The organism is Microbulbifer maximicatervae (SeqCode), assembly GCF_056232625.1.
Genome location: NZ_CP174324.1, coordinates 2,143,836 through 2,161,317, shown reverse-complemented (window position 1 = coordinate 2,161,317; position 17,482 = coordinate 2,143,836). Strand labels below are relative to the sequence as shown.

18 protein-coding genes and 1 tRNA gene are annotated in these 17,482 nt (G+C 45.8%); 10 read left to right on the top strand and 9 right to left on the bottom strand.

Annotated features, from left to right (window positions below; translation table 11 throughout):
* Positions 1-74: 74 nt before the first annotated feature.
* From ACJJI6_RS09295 to ACJJI6_RS09265, 7 genes are all read right to left on the bottom strand, one after another.
* Complete coding sequence (locus tag ACJJI6_RS09295; protein ID WP_475713205.1) at positions 75-590, bottom strand: hypothetical protein; 516 nt, start codon at positions 588-590, stop codon at positions 75-77.
* A 277-nt stretch (positions 591-867) separates the two neighbouring features.
* Entirely contained in the window at positions 868-1,497 is a 630-nt protein-coding gene (locus tag ACJJI6_RS09290) for an HAD-IA family hydrolase (RefSeq protein WP_475713204.1), read from the bottom strand.
* 363 nt (positions 1,498-1,860) lie between these two features.
* Complete coding sequence (locus ACJJI6_RS09285) at positions 1,861-3,669, bottom strand: hypothetical protein (RefSeq protein WP_475713203.1); 1,809 nt, start codon at positions 3,667-3,669, stop codon at positions 1,861-1,863.
* 121 nt (positions 3,670-3,790) lie between these two features.
* On the bottom strand, positions 3,791-4,408 hold the full coding sequence (locus ACJJI6_RS09280; protein WP_475713202.1) for a LysE family translocator: 618 nt from the start codon (positions 4,406-4,408) through the stop codon (positions 3,791-3,793).
* 73 nt (positions 4,409-4,481) lie between these two features.
* Positions 4,482-4,979, bottom strand: a complete 498-nt coding sequence (locus ACJJI6_RS09275; protein WP_475713201.1) for a T6SS immunity protein Tdi1 domain-containing protein — start codon at positions 4,977-4,979, stop codon at positions 4,482-4,484.
* Between the two features lie 88 nt (positions 4,980-5,067).
* Positions 5,068-5,946 (bottom strand): CPBP family intramembrane glutamic endopeptidase, encoded by an 879-nt coding sequence (locus ACJJI6_RS09270; RefSeq protein ID WP_475713200.1) that lies wholly within the window; start codon positions 5,944-5,946, stop codon positions 5,068-5,070.
* 725 nt (positions 5,947-6,671) lie between these two features.
* Positions 6,672-7,253, bottom strand: coding sequence for an HD domain-containing protein (locus ACJJI6_RS09265; protein ID WP_475713199.1), 582 nt, complete (start codon positions 7,251-7,253; stop codon positions 6,672-6,674).
* A 702-nt stretch (positions 7,254-7,955) separates the two neighbouring features.
* Between ACJJI6_RS09265 and ACJJI6_RS09260 the strand changes: the two genes are divergently transcribed.
* From ACJJI6_RS09260 to hdeA, 3 genes are all read left to right on the top strand, one after another.
* The gene (locus tag ACJJI6_RS09260) at positions 7,956-8,456 is read left to right on the top strand and encodes an HNH endonuclease family protein (protein WP_444942199.1); all 501 of its coding nucleotides are present in this window, start codon (positions 7,956-7,958) and stop codon (positions 8,454-8,456) included.
* A gap of 379 nt (positions 8,457-8,835) precedes the next feature.
* The gene (locus ACJJI6_RS09255; RefSeq protein ID WP_475713198.1) at positions 8,836-9,516 is read left to right on the top strand and encodes a hypothetical protein; all 681 of its coding nucleotides are present in this window, start codon (positions 8,836-8,838) and stop codon (positions 9,514-9,516) included.
* A 338-nt stretch (positions 9,517-9,854) separates the two neighbouring features.
* A complete protein-coding gene (gene hdeA / locus ACJJI6_RS09250; protein ID WP_282933522.1) occupies positions 9,855-10,283 on the top strand; it encodes an acid-activated periplasmic chaperone HdeA in 429 nt (142 codons plus the stop codon).
* Between the two features lie 301 nt (positions 10,284-10,584).
* Here the strand turns inward: hdeA and ACJJI6_RS09245 are convergent.
* Positions 10,585-10,660 (bottom strand) — tRNA-Arg (locus ACJJI6_RS09245).
* A gap of 410 nt (positions 10,661-11,070) precedes the next feature.
* Between ACJJI6_RS09245 and ACJJI6_RS09240 the strand changes: the two genes are divergently transcribed.
* Positions 11,071-11,250 carry a PA3496 family putative envelope integrity protein gene (locus ACJJI6_RS09240; protein WP_108735213.1) on the top strand — a complete coding sequence of 60 codons (180 nt, stop codon included), beginning with the start codon at positions 11,071-11,073 and terminating at the stop codon, positions 11,248-11,250.
* Positions 11,251-11,578: 328 nt separating this feature from the next.
* On the opposite strand, the gene ACJJI6_RS09235 is transcribed toward ACJJI6_RS09240, so the two are convergent.
* Entirely contained in the window at positions 11,579-12,271 is a 693-nt protein-coding gene (locus ACJJI6_RS09235; RefSeq protein ID WP_413665103.1) for a 2OG-Fe(II) oxygenase, read from the bottom strand.
* Between the two features lie 304 nt (positions 12,272-12,575).
* Between ACJJI6_RS09235 and ccmA the strand changes: the two genes are divergently transcribed.
* From ccmA to ACJJI6_RS09205, 6 genes are all read left to right on the top strand, one after another.
* A complete protein-coding gene (gene ccmA, locus ACJJI6_RS09230; RefSeq protein ID WP_475713197.1) occupies positions 12,576-13,244 on the top strand; it encodes a cytochrome c biogenesis heme-transporting ATPase CcmA in 669 nt (222 codons plus the stop codon).
* On the top strand, positions 13,231-13,944 hold the full coding sequence (gene ccmB, locus ACJJI6_RS09225; RefSeq protein ID WP_282933519.1) for a heme exporter protein CcmB: 714 nt from the start codon (positions 13,231-13,233) through the stop codon (positions 13,942-13,944). The genes ccmA and ccmB overlap by 14 nt, the downstream gene beginning before the upstream one ends.
* A 14-nt stretch (positions 13,945-13,958) precedes the next feature.
* A complete protein-coding gene (locus ACJJI6_RS09220; RefSeq protein WP_282933518.1) occupies positions 13,959-14,702 on the top strand; it encodes a heme ABC transporter permease in 744 nt (247 codons plus the stop codon).
* A 1-nt stretch (position 14,703) separates the two neighbouring features.
* Entirely contained in the window at positions 14,704-14,946 is a 243-nt protein-coding gene (gene ccmD / locus ACJJI6_RS09215) for a heme exporter protein CcmD (protein ID WP_444912610.1), read from the top strand.
* A gap of 87 nt (positions 14,947-15,033) precedes the next feature.
* The gene (locus ACJJI6_RS09210) at positions 15,034-15,483 is read left to right on the top strand and encodes a cytochrome c maturation protein CcmE (RefSeq protein ID WP_413665106.1); all 450 of its coding nucleotides are present in this window, start codon (positions 15,034-15,036) and stop codon (positions 15,481-15,483) included.
* Positions 15,480-17,471 (top strand): heme lyase CcmF/NrfE family subunit, encoded by a 1,992-nt coding sequence (locus ACJJI6_RS09205; RefSeq protein WP_475713196.1) that lies wholly within the window; start codon positions 15,480-15,482, stop codon positions 17,469-17,471. The genes ACJJI6_RS09210 and ACJJI6_RS09205 overlap by 4 nt, the downstream gene beginning before the upstream one ends.
* The last annotated feature ends 11 nt before the right edge of the window (positions 17,472-17,482 follow it).

The window sequence follows — 17,482 nt, the reverse complement described above, 5'->3', positions numbered from 1 at the left end:
TTAGGCTGTGATATCTCTATCGCAGGAAAAAATAAGTCCGTAAGTAGTAGCGGATTGCCTAAATTTACAGCATTTCATACTGACTTCACCATACTGGCAAGCAGCTTTTCACATGCTCTATAGAGAATAGGTTCTAGCTCTTTTGCTCCAAAAACAGGCCTATATCTGAGCATCCCTCTTAGGCTGAATACTCCTGAAAAATATTCTCTCCATGGCATTTTCTCTCGAGCCCTATAAGAGGAGTGTGTTTTTTTGGAGTCGGCGTAATAGAGTCGAGCTGCGACTTCAATCTTTGGCCGCCAGAATACAGGCATTGCACCAAATTCTCCAAAGTATGCGGTGTCAAACTCACCCCCTCTTACTTTTAAGACTACAACCTCTAGTGCTAAATCATTGGATTTAGGTTCTATTCGACTCGATATATGTGGTAAGGAGAAAATTTCTACCAGCCTATGACGAATGCCCGCCTCTAAATCTTCGCCCTTAAAAGCCCCCCAAGCACCAATCTTGCTAAATTCATTCTGTGAGACGACAATCAATTTATCCAGATAGACTCGTGGTTTACTCTTTTTAAATAACTTTGAGAACATTCTTATTGTAGCCAGATATAGGTTTTGTGAGGATGGGTACAAGGGTTAGTGCTGAAGGTATCGTGTGAAACCGACATCCTATTAGACATGGAATGATAGGTTTTCTGTCTATATTTTGCACTACTGTTAATGGCTAAATTGTATCTCCCATGGGCAAAGAGCCAAATAGATATTGCTTGTCGGGAACCATCTTTTCTCTGCCGCCCATGATGACCGGTTGTAGCATGAGCTTGAATGAATGATGTTAATAAACTAAAGGTATAGTGTTCTTGGGGGATTAGTTACCTATTAGTTTTGGTAACTCTCTCATCGCTTGAAAGGACACTACACCAACTGTATTAGATTCCTCGTTAAGACGATTAAAAAAGTAAGTTTTCATGCCTGCTTCTATACCAGCCTGAACTCCCACTGGTCCATCATCTATAACGGAGCAGTTCTCAGGATGGTAGCCCATACTTTTTGCGGCATGTAGGTATATGCCTGGATCAGGCTTCCATATGCCTACTTCATATGAACTGAATAAATTATTTCCGAAATACTTAGATAGCCCACATATATCTAATGAATGCTTGATTTTTTGCAGGGGGCCGCTAGATACTACCGCTTTCTCACCATCAAGTACCTCAAGAGCGTCTGCTACACCTTCAACAGGTTTTAACTCTCTGGTAAAGATTTTTGTGACTATATCGCGATAAGCTGCAACAAAATTGCTTTTCAGTTTGATATTATTCTCTTCTTCTAATAGGGATAGAATACTTGCCAGTTTCCAGCCCCTAAATCTTATGACCAGTTCATCAGCATCTAGTTTTATTCCGTAATTTTCGAACATAATAGCTAAGCCAATGCTGGAGAGGTGTTCGCTATCAACTAAGGTGCCATCGTTATCAAAAAGCAGGCATTTACTCACAGATGAAACTCCTATTGATTTCTTTTATGTTACGCTATTTTTCCCATAGTGAGTTTATATAAATGATATATAGAGCCGCCGCCGCAACAGGCATGAAGTGCCACCAATAAGAGGAGGCGTCCCCTCCGAGGTTGTATTGGTATATAACAATACCGGCGGCAAGTATGCTAATTGAGGGTAATAAGTATAGGGAGGCCGCAAGTATCACTGATGAAAGTTTTGATAAATTTCCTCTATTAGCTACGCCACCTCCAGCGAATGCGGCCATCATAAAAAGGAATCCGCAAAAAGACAGTTGAAGAAATGAGCCTACAATAACCCAAGTTAAAGACATGTTGATCCACCTCCTTTGTATAATTAACTCTAAAATCCTTCCGTGCTAACTGACCCTGGTGAGGGTATTTCTGCTTTTTCTTTTTTGTGGCTTATTATTCTAATTATATGATTTATTGCGGGGTCTTCTCCTGCGAAATACTCTTCAGATGAGAGTGTTACGGGAACATGTGGTGCAATCCAGATACGATGATCCTCGGCCTTTGAGGCCTGATGATATTGAGATGAAATAATTCCCCAGACACCGCTGTAAGGAAGTTTAAACCATCCCGCTTCACCTAAATGGTTGGGTCTGCTCCCACTTGGTTCACCTACAATGATGATGTCAGTCAAGCGATCGAGGTCTGCAAGTAACAAATGTGCAGCGGAGAAGGTATTCCGTCCAATAATCACAAATAGATTATTCTCTTCTCTATTTTCTGAAAAATGAATTAGCGATCTTGTTAAGGGAGGGATAATAGAACCATTGCCGCCGCTGTTGTGACGCAAATCTAGAACAAGATTTTTGACTTTTCTACCCTTAGTGAATGCTGTGATCTTTTTGCTGAATACGTCCAGTGGGTGTGACTTATCTTGTGCGACCCTATTCAATTGTAAATATAGGAGATCATTGTCAGAATTGTATTCAAGCCAATAGTTTTCTTTCTTGTTCCTTAGGTAAAGTAAGTTGTCCCTATTGTTAGGTGCGGGTAAGGTTGGAAAACCTGTAAAGTTGAAAGGTTTTCCTGATAGAACTACTTGCTCTTTGGTTCCTGATTTTTCTTCCAAAGTTAGTGGGATCTTCGATGCACTTTCTACTATGCCTAAACCCTCTAGAACCTCGGGTAAGGCCAGATAGTAAGGCCCCAGCCAGTATTGTTGCATTTCGTTATCGCGGGCATTTACAGTGGCAATCTTTTTCATTGCTGCATCTATCGGCTGGTTGGCTACAGAAAGGAGTTTTTTCCCTATAAGATGCTTATATTCGGTATCGGCACCTACAATGAATATCCCATCATTAAACCAATAGAGCTGGATTGGTAACTTGCTGAATGAGCCATTCCTAGAGTGGGTTGGGACAATAAAGTTGTGTCCATTCCCTAAGCTGCCAAGTAGCGCCATCATTCTAAATACAATTTGTTGGTCGGTTAAATGGGGAATTTCTGTTTTAATTTCGTTTATGTGTAATGCTAGATCTTCCTTTGATGAGTGATGGTAGGGATTAACATGTAGGCGTAATATTTCATCAGCTAGGAATTTTAAATCTGTCATCCAGCGTTCATCTCTCGATAAATTTTCCAGCTGGCTTTCCCCTGAAAGCTCCTTATACATATCGTCTTGAGATATGTGTTGAAAATCGCTGCTGCCAATGAGGCTTTTCCGGTCATCCCATCTGGAGTCGAGTGCTTTTTGAATCCAGCCCAGTGCTTGGTCTTTCTCTTTCATTTTGGAATGACATTGTGCAATTTTAATCATTATATCGTTAGAGGGGGATGAAGCTGATCTTATCCCCGACATGATTGTCCCTAGTTCTAGGGTTCGTTTGAGTGAGGGAATTGCTTTGTTACATTGGTTCGTCTTGATGTATCCATGCCCGAGTAAAAACCAAGTGTCTCCATCATCTTTATATTGGGCGGTTAGTTTTTCGAGCAAGGGAATAGCTTTTTCCCAGTCATCGGTTTTTGCAAAACTTACTGCTTGTTCTCGCTCTATCCAATATTCGGAGCCGCTAGAGGGAAAGGACTGGGAGGGCATTTGACCAATAGCGCTGTTGGTCATAAGGTCTGCCTTTGAAGCGACTACTTCAGGTGATGGAGTTAAGAAAAATCCGAGTACCGAAAAGGTCAAAAAAATTTTCATGCTTGTTTGTGCTTATTCTTTTACGATTGAGATTCTTAGGGGTAAGCTTGAATCAGGTATGCCTAAAGCAATATTAAACTTAATGTTAGTAATCGCTTTACTGTTTTTGTTAATGGGGGGCTCACTCCCTGCTCGTAAAGGCGAGTTTGAGCCCTAAAGCTGCGAAGCTACCAGCAAAGGCTCGTTGAATGATAACGCTAATTTTTTCAGAGTGAATAACATAATTTCGAATGACTGTTGCTAGTAAGCCATAAACAATGAAAACCAGAAAGGTCATAGCCATGAAGGCAAGTCCAAGAATCAGCATACTATCTAAAGGGTTCTGTAATTGAGAGGGAATAAACTGGGGTAAGAATGCCAGGAAGAAGATGGTTAGCTTTGGGTTCAGGATATTAATCATGAATCCCTTGAAAGCAATTGAGGTTAAACTCTGTTTCTTTTGATTTTCTTCTAGAGTCAGGGAGTTGCTAGATTTAAGCATTGACCAAGCTAGGTACAATAAGTATGCGACTCCTGCATATTTTACAAACTGGAATGCTAATGCACTGGTATGAATGATTACGGACAGCCCCATGATGCAAGCAAGGATAGAGGGGATGATGCCTAGCGTACAACCTAACGCTGCAGAAATACTTGCCCGTTTACCCTTAAATAGCCCCGCAGCAACTGTATATAGAACTCCCGTTCCAGGTATCAGCACAACGATAAAAGAGGTAATCAAAAACTCAATGCTTATCATAAGGACAAGTCCTGACATGAAATTATAGATTTAAATGCTGGATTTAGGGATAACCCTTTTGAATGGTGGCCTCTCAATCTTCTTCAATTTTTAAGCTTATACCAGCTATTGGTGTTCCTGGGGGAAGGCCGCTGAGTTGCTCATGTATCTGTCCTAGCAGATCTAGATGGACTTCCCAAGATACAGATTGATAATTTTCTGTAATGTACTCCCCGCCCATTATCGGTGGTTGGATTGATGAATAGCAACAACCTTGAGTTAATGGTTGCTCCACTAACTCAAGTAATAATCTGTATTTAAACCAGTGGCCCGGAATATCTTTCATTGCTGCCATCATCTCTCGGAATGCATTCCAGGATTTAGCGGCAAGTTCCATTTCTCCTGTGCCAGTATCTAGGAAATAGACACGTTCCCTGTTCAGTAGGCCTTCCTTCCTTTTGAAGAATAAATCCCCCATGGAGGTCAGAAGGCACATGGAGGCCTTTTTGCCAACTAGCCATCTCCAGCATTCAAGGGCATCTCTTTTTCCTAGATCAGTAACTGGAGCAAAAATATCTACTTCATTATCCATAATGTATTTCTATATGCCTGCGGTAAAATTGCCCAAAACTCATGATTGTTCTTAATCCAAGCCTCTGTCACACATTCATGGCGCTACGTCAAGATTTTTGTGGAGACAGCAGTTCGCTTGCAGATTGAGCGGAGCCGAACTCTTGTTGGCCCTTTCTCCAGAAATAAATGCTGATACAAAAAATAACTACAGGTAAAACCATACCAAATTCATTGAGATACCAACCTGAATCTGTGCTTTGTAGGGTCAATGGATTAAAGAATTTTTGAATAAATGCATTGTGGCTCATGTGGAAAATAACGGCAGGCCAAACACTGTTAGTCTTTAATCTTACGTAAGTCATGATGACTGACATTGACATTAAGCCTAGCGTAAAGAAAAACAACTGATAGCTGAGAGGGGCTGTTTCATTCCCGTAGACACCTGCTACCATCATGGGCCAATGCCAGGCGGCCCATATAAACCCAGAGGTTAGTGCGATCCCTGAGAAGGACATAAGCTTTGAGAGCTCAGGTACAAGCAATCCACGCCATCCAATCTCCTCTCCTAAAACTCCAGGCAGTATCAATAAAAAGCTGATACTTGCAGTAATTAAGAATCTAAAGATGATTACACTGGTATCACTCCAGCCATCTACTTTATACCCTTCTCTTAGTGCCGTAACGTATTCTGAGTTATACCACTCCCCGAAACCTAAGATCCACATAATGAGGTAGGCAGCTGCTACATAACCCAAGGGTACCAAGTAGCTTAACCACTGATATCTCCAGCTTCCCCAAGACCATCCTAAGGAGCCCAGGCTCTTCTTGAATATCAAGCATGTTGTGACCGTGGCAAGCCCAACAGAAAGCATTAAGGGTACTGCGCTTTCCATGTGAAAAATTAGCCAGTATCCGATAGGGTAGAGGCTCGCTGTGAGAATTAAAAAAACAGCGATAATTTTGAGCGAACTCAGCGATTCTTTCATCTAGATCGTTAACTCCGTGTTATCTTGAAAATGGCTAATCTGTAGTATGTCTATGTGCGAAATAGGATATTTCTTGTACTGTTAATGAGTGGGGATTACAAGAGGCGTAAGGTTTTGAAGGTTGCCCTGCAGAGTACTGTTATTGAGGCTAGGTGAATTTTACACTCTCTAAATTATCTATTCTAAATGTAGAAGGAATAGCTTATTAACTGCTTTTCGAACTCATACCTATTGACCTTTTATTTGGCTTGGTTGCTTTAAGTCTACCAGACGACACATTGCATCTTTTTGTAGATTCGATTAACGGTATCCTTTGTGAGATATCCAGAGATATTGATCAATCTTTGTAGGCTTAAAGAGTCTAGCTTTAGGTAGGCCTATTTTGTTTGGTAGTTCGAGGCGCAGCTCGAAGTGTCTTTGTTAACAACCGCTTACTGGGTAGGTATTATTTTTCATGTGGAAGTCAACTTTTGAATGAGAATATATATCCTACCAGCTATGCTTGATCTGTGTTTAAGGGGGTGGTGAAATTGAGGGGATGTAAGTACAGTAGAAGTAGTAAAAAGTTAAACTCTTCTTAAAGGTATAATTTCAGGTGCTTGCTATTTTTAATTTAATATGCACCTCTGTACCAGCTAGATGTAAAATTTTATAATTATCTCACTGTTAGAGTAGTGCATTCTACTCGTAGCATTACTGTATACAAGTTTATGGATGCCTTCTGATCACTTTAAAGCTCCACTCTCAATTGCTTCATGGAGTTTTTTCTCTATAGTAGACCACAATTTATGACTGCCACCTGCTATTTTTTCTGAGTTGACAGTGAAAACCTGTTCCTTGGAAATATTGTGTTTCTGCCAGCTATGGCCGTTACCATAAATGTTATGTAGTAGTGGAGGTACTCTATCAATCGCTTTTGCAAACTTAGCATCAGGTGAAACGCCTTCCTCAAATTCCTCCCATAAAGCTATAAATTCAGCTGAGAGCTTGTCCGGTAATATCGATAGTGTTTGCGCTAGACTTTGGGTCTCACTTGATTGTTGCTCGTCGGTGAGTGGTTGATACACAATTTGATCGCCTGCTCCAATTTCACCCAGGTCATGTATCAATAGCATCTTAACAACGCGGCTAATATCAATACGTTCATTGGCGTAGTCTTTGAGCATAAGTGCGATTAAGGAGACATGCCAGCTATGCTCTGCTGAGTTCTCGTAACGATTTATACCGACTGGCTTTGTTTGCCTCAGGACAGCTTTAAGCTTCTCAATTTCGATAGCAAATTCTATGATTTTTTCAATATCACTCATTCTACTTCGCTTCTCACGTAGGGTCTTCTATTGAAACTGAATTATATAAGTCTTTGTTGGAGTATTTTTAGGCTTTGATATAAAGATATTATATGGTACGCCACAGTTTCCCTTTGGCTGATGCTGATTCAATTGTTTACTGCTTCTTCAGCCCACACAGGAGATCTGAAGTGATTTTTATTTATAGTTTTTTGTGAAAATTTTTTAGAATCACTCCTTCTACATTCACGTTAAGATCTAGGGATACATAGCCTTCAGGCATGTATTTATGTACTATAAAATGTGTACCACTTGGGATTATCATGCCTTCGTTAGTCTGTAGCGATTTTGTTAAAGTCCAGACTTCAGATGTACCGGAATCTCGAAAGCTAAGGAAGGTGGTAGTGGAACCTACCCCAAGGAAAAATCCTACGATTAAAGTTGTTATTGTTTTCATGCATTTCCCTATTGTTGTTGAGATGTATTGAATTGTTCTGCTAACGAATTTTATTGGTTTAAGTATATACAGTATCGATAAATTGTCGCTATTTGTATATTTTTACTACTACAGGTTTGCACATGCTAAATAACCCGTATCTCTGTCAGGTTCGATTATTACTTATATCCTCGAATAAATTTTGTGTTAAGAAAAGTGCTTGTTGACGCGCCCTTAAACTACAATCAAAATGCTCCCCCAGCAGTAATTAGCCGCAGTTTAGCTTTATGCGACTCAAGTCTTTATTAATAGTGTCCATGCTGACCCTCAGCGGATGTTATGAAGTAACCCCTCAATCTTATGATCGCAGTGAATGGTTGCCACGGTGGTCTGATGTCGATGGTGATTGCCAGAATACTCGTCAGGAGCTATTGATCCGTCTCTCTTTGGCTCCTGTTGCCTTCAGCAATGAGAAGAGCTGTACAGTGGTTACAGGCCTGTGGATGGACCCCTATACGGGACAGTTTTTTGAAAAAGCTTCGGATCTGGATGTGGAGCATATAGTACCGCTATCTTGGGCTCATAAGTACGGTGGTGCTAGCTGGAGCCAGGAGCAGCGCAGAGCTTTTGCAGAAGACCCTGCAAATTTGTGGCTGGTTGATGATGGCCACAATCGCAGTAAGGGAGATAAAGGGCCCGATCAGTGGCTGCCGCCCTATAAGCCAGCCCAAGCCATTTATATTCGTCAGTTTGAGGTTGTGGCCCGTAAGTATCGGCTTGGCGACTGAATACGACACTCTACCGTTAGAGCTGACATTGAGCTGATTTTTAAGTAAATCGGCTCCTGATGGAAATCGCTGATCTCCGGATTATTTAGATCCTTCACTCCTTGCTCCCCATCCTATTATCTCCTTCGGGTTAGTTGGCAATAGTGATATTTAGCTATCCACCTAACCTACAGGTCCTGGTATGAACGCTAGTCAGAAATGGCATTAATGTACACTTCAGTTAAAGCACTGTGATTTTCTTCTGTTGCTGAATATTCATTTCTGCGATTACTTGCCGCTTAGATAGGGTGGGGTGTTACGAATTTGGCTTCCTTGGGTTACATAATTGAAGCGATATTTACGGGCATTGAGTTGAGTTAAAAGATGATAGGGGAGAGCTATGGATAGAGTTGCGGGTATCTCGGCGTTTGGCATGGGGTTAATTTATATTAGTGCTTTTGTATTCTTTGGTGCTTTTTGGTCTTTTCCATCGGATGGGAGCCCCATAGAAAAAATGATGTTCTTGGCAGAAAATCAACTGATTTTTAATATTGCCTATACCCTTATGTACTTGGTCTTTGCGATCTTTCTGGGCTGTGTGGTAGTTAGCTTATATGAAAAGCTAAAAAGTAAGAGGAGGGAGATAGCTGCATTGGCATCCTTGTTCGGAGCAGTCTGGGTGGGCCTTGTCATAGCGAGCGGCATGATCGCAAATATAGGGCTCGCCTATGCTTTGGGGCTTATGGAGGTCAGTGTTCAGCAGGCTTTCGATACCTGGGGAATAATATACTTGATGGTTGAGAGTCTTGGTGGTGGCAATGAGTTGGTGGGTGGACTTTGGGTTCTGCTAATTAGCATTGCTGCATTGCAAATTGGACTTTTTTCCCGGCCATTAAACTTTATCGGAGTGTTAGTGGGAGTGGCGGGAATTGCGACTATCTATCCGGACGATATCTTTACAGAAATATTCGGAATTTCCCAAATAGTCTGGTTTATTTGGTTAGGCTTCTTTTTGCTGAGGCTGGGTAGGCACAGTCAAAAATGGGAGGCAGCAAACTCTATTCCGACCGCTAATAGCTAAAGGTGTATATAGGTAAAGCCTGCTTCTTCACATGGAATGCGTCTGGACAATAAAGTTTGTATGCAAGTGGGTAAGAAAGTGTTTTTGATTTTCCCCAAAAAATGAAAAATGCGTCTATCCTTTCAATGGGCCAAGCATTCGTTGATTTAGTGTCTTGGCTTGCGTTTCCGCTGTCGTAAGGCTGGTGAATCCGGGGCTATTCCTTGCCTCGCTGTTTGTCGCAGTCATTTTAGTGACTTGCCGGCCAGTCCTCCCCGGCCCGTGGGTAGCGAGCGGATTGCACATTACCTGCAATTGATTCACGGGGTGATAACCCTGGATATTTTGGAGATCTAATTGTGAAAAGTAAGCAGTTCATTCTTCCTTTGGTAATTGCCAGTCTTGCTGCTTCTGCTGCCTTCGCGGATAACCATCCCAAGAAGCCGGCGAAAGACTGGACCTGTGCGGATTTCCTGGCTATCGACGATGAGTTTAAACCTAAAGCAGTTTATTGGGCTGCCGCCTACGCCAAGAAAGGCACGGAAGAGGGGGATATGCTGGATATTGAAGGCACAGAAAAAGTGACGCCGATGGTGATTACCGCCTGCACCAAAGCGCCAAAAGAATCTTTCTGGGCTAAGTTCAAAGATGAGTGGCACAAGGTGGGGATGCACCACAAGAAGGACAAAGCTGAAAAGCAGATGATGAAGATGCAGAAAAAAATGCAGGATGGCACTCAGATGAACAATAGTAATGGTGGCAGTGGCACAAACGGGACTAACCAGTAGGCGCTGTTCGTCAATACTTGCATTGCTATTGTTCTGGGCCCGGCTTGTGCCGGGCTTTGTCTATCCTGAGATGGAGATTCACCAGCGAAATGGTTTCGGTTAGTATTTATGGTGAATGGACGAAATGTAGGCAAATGGATTTGTGATATGGGAAAGACTGTAAGAAACGAAGCCAGGCGCGGGAGAACGATTAGCCGTTCTACCAGGCTCTTCTGGGGTGGGGTGCTGTTGGCTGGGTTATTCCTGGCGTTGTTTATGCATTCGGCAAAGGCAGTCGTTTGCTAATTTGCCTTGATATGTATGGCGCCCCCGGGTGGACTCGAACCACCAGTCCGGACTTAGGAGGTCCGTGGTTTATCCTGTTAACCGACGGGGGCGGGTATCAGCACTGCTGAAGAGCGGCGCTATTCTAGCCTGTGGAAAGCCCTGTGTCATGTCATGCTTTTCACCATTAACTCACCTTCAATCAAATCGTACCAAGTTGCTGTGTCACTGAGGGTAACATTGGCGCCACTCGGTTACTGCTATTCCCGTCGTTCCCTTTTCTTAAAATTTTCGAAAAACCTTCATAAATCTGTCTTTTTTCTTCGCTACTTTGACTTCGAAATGGCGGTTTTTGCGGATAGCTTTGTTCGGGGATCAGCTGGAAAGTTTTGACGTAAAAGCCGCATTTCCACTTGATAAATTATTGCTTGACCACGATTGATTGAGCTGGCTAACCTGCAATTGCACCCTTGGTGCGATAAGGATATTTCTGCTTTCTCTAATCAAGATTATGGAGTTTCGTATGAGCGGCCACGTTAACGAAAGACGCCTAGATTTTGATAATGTGGGTATTCCACAAATTGCAACTGAAGTGCTGAAGGAAGCTACCTCTCAGCCACCACGCGACGCACGTCGAATGGTAGAAGACAAATTGGAGGAAAAGCGTTTAAGGCGTGAATTAATGGACTATGACTTCGACTAACGAAATATGCTGAAACTTTAACGGCTACAGCCAGCTATGCAGGGTGCAGATAATAAATAAAGTAATCTAAAAATAAGGTTGCTAAAACTGTACTCTGCGTAGTTAATAGATTTTATTGAAAATTTGCCTTTCCTGCCCAAGTCACCTCTATTTTTCCCTGGCTCTTCTCTGTGCTTTTAAATCGTTGGGCTATGTTTCCCCGTATTGTATTTCCCATTAATTAAAGTTGTTAAGCTTATTGCTTTTGCAATGGGTGCTATGGAGATAGGGAAATGTACAGAGCCCGTAAGGGATGCGGGCTCTATCGTAGGTATTGAGTTGGCTGTAGCTACATATTTTGTGTGGCTGCAGAGTTGCCTCCAAACCAACCCAGCAGACGCTTGAGTTTTGAAGCTAACTTGCCGCGCTTGGCCTTTCTGTTTTTGTCAGCATCGCTGACTAACCAGGCTACCTGGATAACCAATCTTTTACCTTCGAAAGGCAAGTGTCCGTGGAACGAGTTATCGGCTCGCTTAAATGCGGCTAGGGTACCGTACGAAGGTTTTACCTCTGGGGCTGCAGTATCTTCAAAGTTATCGCCGCTTTTTAAGAAACGCAGGCAGCCTGTGCCGTCCAAGGACCACTCCGGGTTCAGGTAGAGCAGGGCGGTAGCAATTTTTGACTGTCCGTCGGTATGGATGCGGCCGTGGCGTTTCTTGAGTGTACGACTAATGGAAACATAGGTTGGGTATTGAGAAAGATTCTCAATACCCAGGTTGTTGCCAATAGCATCGGCGAATTCCGGAGCCCTAAACTGTTCAATCAGTTCATTTATTGTGGTGCCACAACTGCTTCTATCGTAGGGAAGGTAACCGGCCCCTTTAAGCTTTGGGAAGTCTTTGATAAAGGATGCCATCAGGTTCTCGGCCAGCAAGTTCTTGGCAACGAAGAAAGGAAATGGCTGTTGGTGAATCTGGCTTTCTTGGCCAATTAAAGTAGTAGCGTCGAGCCAGGGATCGATATGGGTGGCGAGATTGTTCATAGACACGCATCCTTACGAGCAGAAGAATTGGCCCTTTTGGGGGTCCAGCTTTATGTCGACTTCTGAGATTACCCACTTCCTTGAGGGTACAGCGAGAAACAGGTACTGAATCTCACGACGGTGTGAAAATACCAAAACTACAATTCAGTGCCAATTTAAATAGCGCTTTTCAGTGTGAATCAGTGGGCATTCTTGCGAAAGATCAAGGGTTACTAAAATGTTGCTCGCTGAGACAATGCAATTAGCGCTGGTGCCGGTATAATGCCGTTCAGATTTGTCAGAGCGGTTTTATCCTGGAATGTCTGTGACCCCTAAGTCCCAAGTTGTGCTGCAAGTGAGAGATCTCGCCTGCGAAAGGGATGGTCGGCGCTTGTTTGAGGGCCTTCAGTTTTCTCTTCAAGCCGGCGCTGCAATTCAAATCAAAGGTAGTAATGGCGCGGGTAAAACGACCTTGCTGCGCACTTTGATTGGCAGTAGCAGTGATTTCACTGGAGAGATCCTTTGGTGTGATACCGCCTACCCGCAATCGCTCTCGGCGATGCGTGAGTCCTTACTATATATCGGGCACAGGGGCGGAGTGCGCAGTGGCCTGACTCCGCTGGAAAACCTCACCTGGTATGGTGCTGACCATGAGGACGCGCTCAATGCGCTCGATAAAGTCGACCTGACCGGCTTTGAGGATAGCTTGTGTCACTCCCTTTCCGCCGGCCAGAATCGCCGGGTTGCCCTAGCGCGATTATTTCTACCTAATTCCCCTCGATTGTGGATACTCGATGAGCCACTGACCGCGCTCGACGTTGTGGGTGTTGCTGCTTTGGAAGAGCAAATGGCAGTCCATCTTTATAGCGGTGGTTCAATTCTGCTGACCTCACACCAACCTCTGTCATTAGCCGGACTCAGTGAGGTTAATTTGTCTGACTATTCAGTCTCTGAGCCTTTTGAGGATTTTGGGGGAGAGCATGTCGACAGTTGATGTCCAAACGCCGGTGAGCGAAGTGCGCAGTGGCCCCGGTTTTATGGCGCTGTTCCGGATTGAAATGCTCTTGGCGTTGAGAAAACGAGCAGATATTGCCAACCCCTTATTATTTTTTGTGACGGTTTTAGCACTTTTGCCGTTAGGGGTAGGACCTGAGCCCGAACTTCTGGCAAAGATGGCTCCGGGCATGATCTGGGTAATGGCCCTACTGTCCACAATGCTATCCCAGGAAAGCCTTTTTAAAGGTGATTTCGAAGATGGCACCCTGGAGCAGCTCACCCTGTTACCACAACCGCTTTACTTTGCGGTCCTTGCAAAATCCCTGGTGCACTGGATTGCCACAGGCTTGCCGCTGGCATTGCTGTCGCCGCTGCTCGCCTTAATGCTGAATCTGCCCGTGGATGGTTATGTTTGTTTGCTGGTTTCCCTATTGCTGGGAACTGCGAGTTTGAGTTTGATCGGGGCCATTGGTGCGGCACTCACTGTTGCCTTGCGCCGCCCCGGTTTGCTCTTGGCACTAATTGTTATGCCGCTGTATGTGCCCGTGCTAATCTTCGGCACCGGCGCAGTACAGGCGGCAATTGATGGCTATGCCTACAGCGCCCAACTGGCGATATTGGCAGCACTCCTAGCGGCTGCTGCGGCACTGGCGCCACTCGCTGCTGCGGGTGCAATACGTATTAGCCTGGATAATTGATTTGGAGGTCTTTCTTGGCTTGGCAATGGTTTCACCGCCTGGGTTCGCCCCGCTGGTTCTATCAAAAAACTGAAGCCTGGCTGCCATGGCTGGCGCTGGCTAGTGTTGTATTGCTCGCTGTAGGCAGTGTTTGGGGCCTGGGTTTTGCCCCAGAAGATGCCAAGCAGGGCAATAGTTACCGCATTATCTTTATCCATGTACCCGCCGCCTTCCTGGCACTGGCCGGTTACTACATTATGGCGATCAGCGGTGCTATCGGCTTGATCTGGAAGATGAAGCTCTCCTTTGCCGTGATGCGCGCTGCCGCGCCGATCGGTGCGGTATTGACCTTTGTCTCGCTATTTACCGGTGCTGTGTGGGGTAAACCTACCTGGGGTGCTTACTGGGTATGGGATGCCCGCATTACTTCAATGCTGATACTCCTGTTTCTCTATGTCGGCGTTATGGCACTTACCCACGCAGTGAACCGGGAGCAGGTCGCCGACAAAGCTTCTGCGCTGCTGGCCCTGGTGGGCACCGTGAATATCCCAATTATTTACAAGTCTGTAGACTGGTGGTTTACCTTGCACCAGCCCGCGACCATTCGCCTGACCGAATCCAGCAGTATTGATCCGAGCATGTTCTACCCGCTGCTGACCATGATTATCGGTTTCTACTGTATGTATGCCTGGACCCTGCTGACTCACACCCGCACTCTGCTGCTCAAGCGCGAGATGCGCACCAAGTGGGTACAGGAAGAACTGGCGGGAGGTCGATAAAGTGGAGTTTCAATTTGCCAACCTGGCTGATTTCCTAACGATGGACGGCCACGGTGTATTTGTGTGGGTGTCCTACGCGGTGACTTTTCTGAGTCTCGCGGGGATGGCTCTCTACCCTTACATTGCCCGCCGCGGCCTGAAGGCAGAGCTGGTGCGACAGCAGAAAATTGCCCAGCGCCGCCGCCAGGCAGTGAGTGAGCGCACAGTAACCACAAAGAAAGAAACAGCAGAGGAACCGGCTTAATTTCAATTTGCCGGGTCCCAGCGGATAGGGCGATGGAGAACCTATCAGCGCAACTGAATTAAATAGTTATGGAGTAGGACTTAGACAATGCACCCTGTACGCAAGCAACGCCTGATACTCGTACTTGTCCTGGTGGTATTGTCCAGTGCAGCAGTAGGTTTTGTAGCCTATGCGATGCGCGGCAATATCGATTATTTCTATGCCCCCAAGGCCTTTGCAGCGGGTGAAGTCCCGATGGAAAAGCGGATTCGCGCGGGAGGCTGTGTTGTCCCGGGCAGTGTGCAGCGAGCTACTGATAGCCTGGAAGTCCAGTTTGTGATTACTGATGGCGAGGCTCAACTCTCCGTAGTCTTCGACAAAATCCTGCCGGACCTATTTGCCGAAGGCGAAGCAGCAGTGATTACCGGCCAGTTGATGCCAAGCGGTGTTCTGCGTGCGGACCAGGTGCTGGCTAAGCACGATGAAACTTATACGCCACCTGAGGTAGCCGACACCATGGTTTCCCATGAAGGTTGTTCCGATGGAGCGAAAATATGATCCCTGAGCTGGGCCATTTTGCGTTAATTGTCGGCTTGCTGCTTTCGGTTGCTCTCGCAACAGTGCCAATGGCCGGTAGCTATTCATCGCGCCCTGTGTGGATGGATGCGGGGCGTCCGCTGGCTCTGGGTATTTTTGCGTTCGTTCTGATCGCTTTTGCCTGCCTGACCACTTCTTTTGTGCAAAGTGATTTCACGGTTAATTACGTAGCACAGAACTCCAACAGTATCTTACCGGTTTATTATAAAGTTACCGCTGTATGGGGTGGGCATGAGGGCTCCATCCTGTTATGGCTTTTGATTCAGGCTGGTTGGGCTGCGGCAGTAGCGCTGTTTGGTAAGCAGCTGCCCCCAGAGCTTTCCGCGCGGGTTTTATCTGTACTCGGTTTTGTGCTGATAGGGTTTTTCCTTTTTATTCTGCTTACCTCCAACCCATTTGATCGCACCCTGCCATTCCCACCGATGGAAGGTTCTGACCTGAACCCGCTGTTGCAGGACCCGGGTATGATTTTCCATCCGCCCTTGCTTTATATGGGGTATGTGGGTTTCTCGGTTGCCTTTGCTTTTGCCATTGCGGCACTGCTCGGTGGCCAGTTGGATGCGGTGTGGGCCCGTTGGGCAAGACCCTGGACGGCTGTGGCTTGGGGCTTCCTGACCTTGGGTATTGCCCTGGGTAGCTGGTGGGCTTATTACGAGCTGGGCTGGGGTGGCTGGTGGTTCTGGGACCCGGTTGAGAATGCATCCCTGATGCCTTGGTTGGTGGGGACTGCCTTGATGCACTCCTTGGCGGTAACTGAGAAGCGTGGGCTGTTTAAGAGCTGGACTATCCTGCTGGCGATTTTCGCTTTCAGTCTCAGCCTGCTCGGCACCTTCCTGGTGCGCTCAGGGGTGATTACCTCGGTGCATGCATTTGCTACTGACCCACTGCGAGGCAGCTTTATTCTGGGCTTCCTGGCTGTAATTGTCGGCACTTCGCTGCTGTTATTTGCCCTGCGCGCACCGACAGTTAGCGCCCGCAGTGTTTTCTCTTTCCGCTCTTTGGAAACCTTCCTGCTTGGCAATAACATCCTGTTGATGCTGATTATGGGCATGGTTTTGACCGGTACTCTTTACCCGCTGCTGGCCGACGCCATGAACTGGGGCAAGGTGAGTGTGGGTCCGCCCTTCTTTAATCTTTTCTTCGTGCCACTGATGGTTGTTCTTTGCCTGTTGGTGGGTATGGGCGTGCGCGCCAACTGGAAAGACAGCCGCTGGGACAAACTGCTGAGCGCATGGCGTTTGCCATTTGTCGCTTCGTTGGTAGTTGCGTTGCTGTGGACCCTGGCCCTGGGAGACTTCCACTGGGGAGCGGCGCTGGGAATCTTTATTGGTATCTGGGTCTTTGCTTCCAGCATCGCTGATATCGTGGCTAAAACCCGCAACTCCAGCTCATTCTTTGCCGGCCTTAAGCGTCAGAGAGCCAGTTACTACGGTATGCATATCGCACATATCGGCCTGGCAGTTTCGGTGTTGGGGGTAGTACTAACTACCGTTTACAGCATTGAGGAAGATGTGCGTATGGGTGCTGGGGACAGTTTCCAGGTTTCCGGTTACGACTTCAAATTTGACGGTGTTCGTATGGTTCAGGGGCCTAATTACCGGGCTTTTGAAGGTGTATTGCATGTCAGCAAGGACGGGAAGCCGGTTGCAGAGCTGCATCCCCAGAAACGCAATTACCTGTCTGGTGGCAACACCATGACAGAGGCGGCGATCGATACCGGACTCTTCCGCGATATTTATGTGGCCCTCGGTGAGCCGATGGACAGGTCTAATCCAAGCGGTGATTGGGCTGTGCGACTTCAGTACAAAGCCTTTGTGGTATGGATTTGGCTGGGCTCGCTTTTGATGGCGATCGGTGGAGCTATTGCTGTAGCGGATAAGCGCTATCGCAAAGCGAAAGCCGCCAAACCTGTAGATATAGAAGTTACAGGCAATGTTGCTACGGCGTAATAGTTGGAAAG

Excerpts from the sequence above, each read along its gene's own strand:
- ACJJI6_RS09205 (WP_475713196.1), top strand. The coding sequence starts at position 15,480 with ATGATCCCTGAGCTGGGCCATTTTGCGTTAATTGTCGGCTTGCTGCTT.
- ACJJI6_RS09240 (WP_108735213.1), top strand. The coding sequence starts at position 11,071 with ATGAGCGGCCACGTTAACGAAAGACGCCTAGATTTTGATAATGTGGGT.
- ACJJI6_RS09285 (WP_475713203.1), bottom strand. The coding sequence starts at position 3,669 with ATGAAAATTTTTTTGACCTTTTCGGTACTCGGATTTTTCTTAACTCCA.
- ACJJI6_RS09275 (WP_475713201.1), bottom strand. The coding sequence starts at position 4,979 with ATGGATAATGAAGTAGATATTTTTGCTCCAGTTACTGATCTAGGAAAA.
- ACJJI6_RS09260 (WP_444942199.1), top strand. The coding sequence starts at position 7,956 with ATGCGACTCAAGTCTTTATTAATAGTGTCCATGCTGACCCTCAGCGGA.
- ACJJI6_RS09265 (WP_475713199.1), bottom strand. The coding sequence starts at position 7,253 with ATGAGTGATATTGAAAAAATCATAGAATTTGCTATCGAAATTGAGAAG.
- ccmB (WP_282933519.1), top strand. The coding sequence starts at position 13,231 with ATGTCGACAGTTGATGTCCAAACGCCGGTGAGCGAAGTGCGCAGTGGC.
- ACJJI6_RS09255 (WP_475713198.1), top strand. The coding sequence starts at position 8,836 with ATGGATAGAGTTGCGGGTATCTCGGCGTTTGGCATGGGGTTAATTTAT.
- ACJJI6_RS09270 (WP_475713200.1), bottom strand. The coding sequence starts at position 5,946 with ATGAAAGAATCGCTGAGTTCGCTCAAAATTATCGCTGTTTTTTTAATT.
- ACJJI6_RS09210 (WP_413665106.1), top strand. The coding sequence starts at position 15,034 with ATGCACCCTGTACGCAAGCAACGCCTGATACTCGTACTTGTCCTGGTG.
- ACJJI6_RS09280 (WP_475713202.1), bottom strand. The coding sequence starts at position 4,408 with ATGATAAGCATTGAGTTTTTGATTACCTCTTTTATCGTTGTGCTGATA.
- ACJJI6_RS09235 (WP_413665103.1), bottom strand. The coding sequence starts at position 12,271 with ATGAACAATCTCGCCACCCATATCGATCCCTGGCTCGACGCTACTACT.
- ACJJI6_RS09295 (WP_475713205.1), bottom strand. The coding sequence starts at position 590 with ATGTTCTCAAAGTTATTTAAAAAGAGTAAACCACGAGTCTATCTGGAT.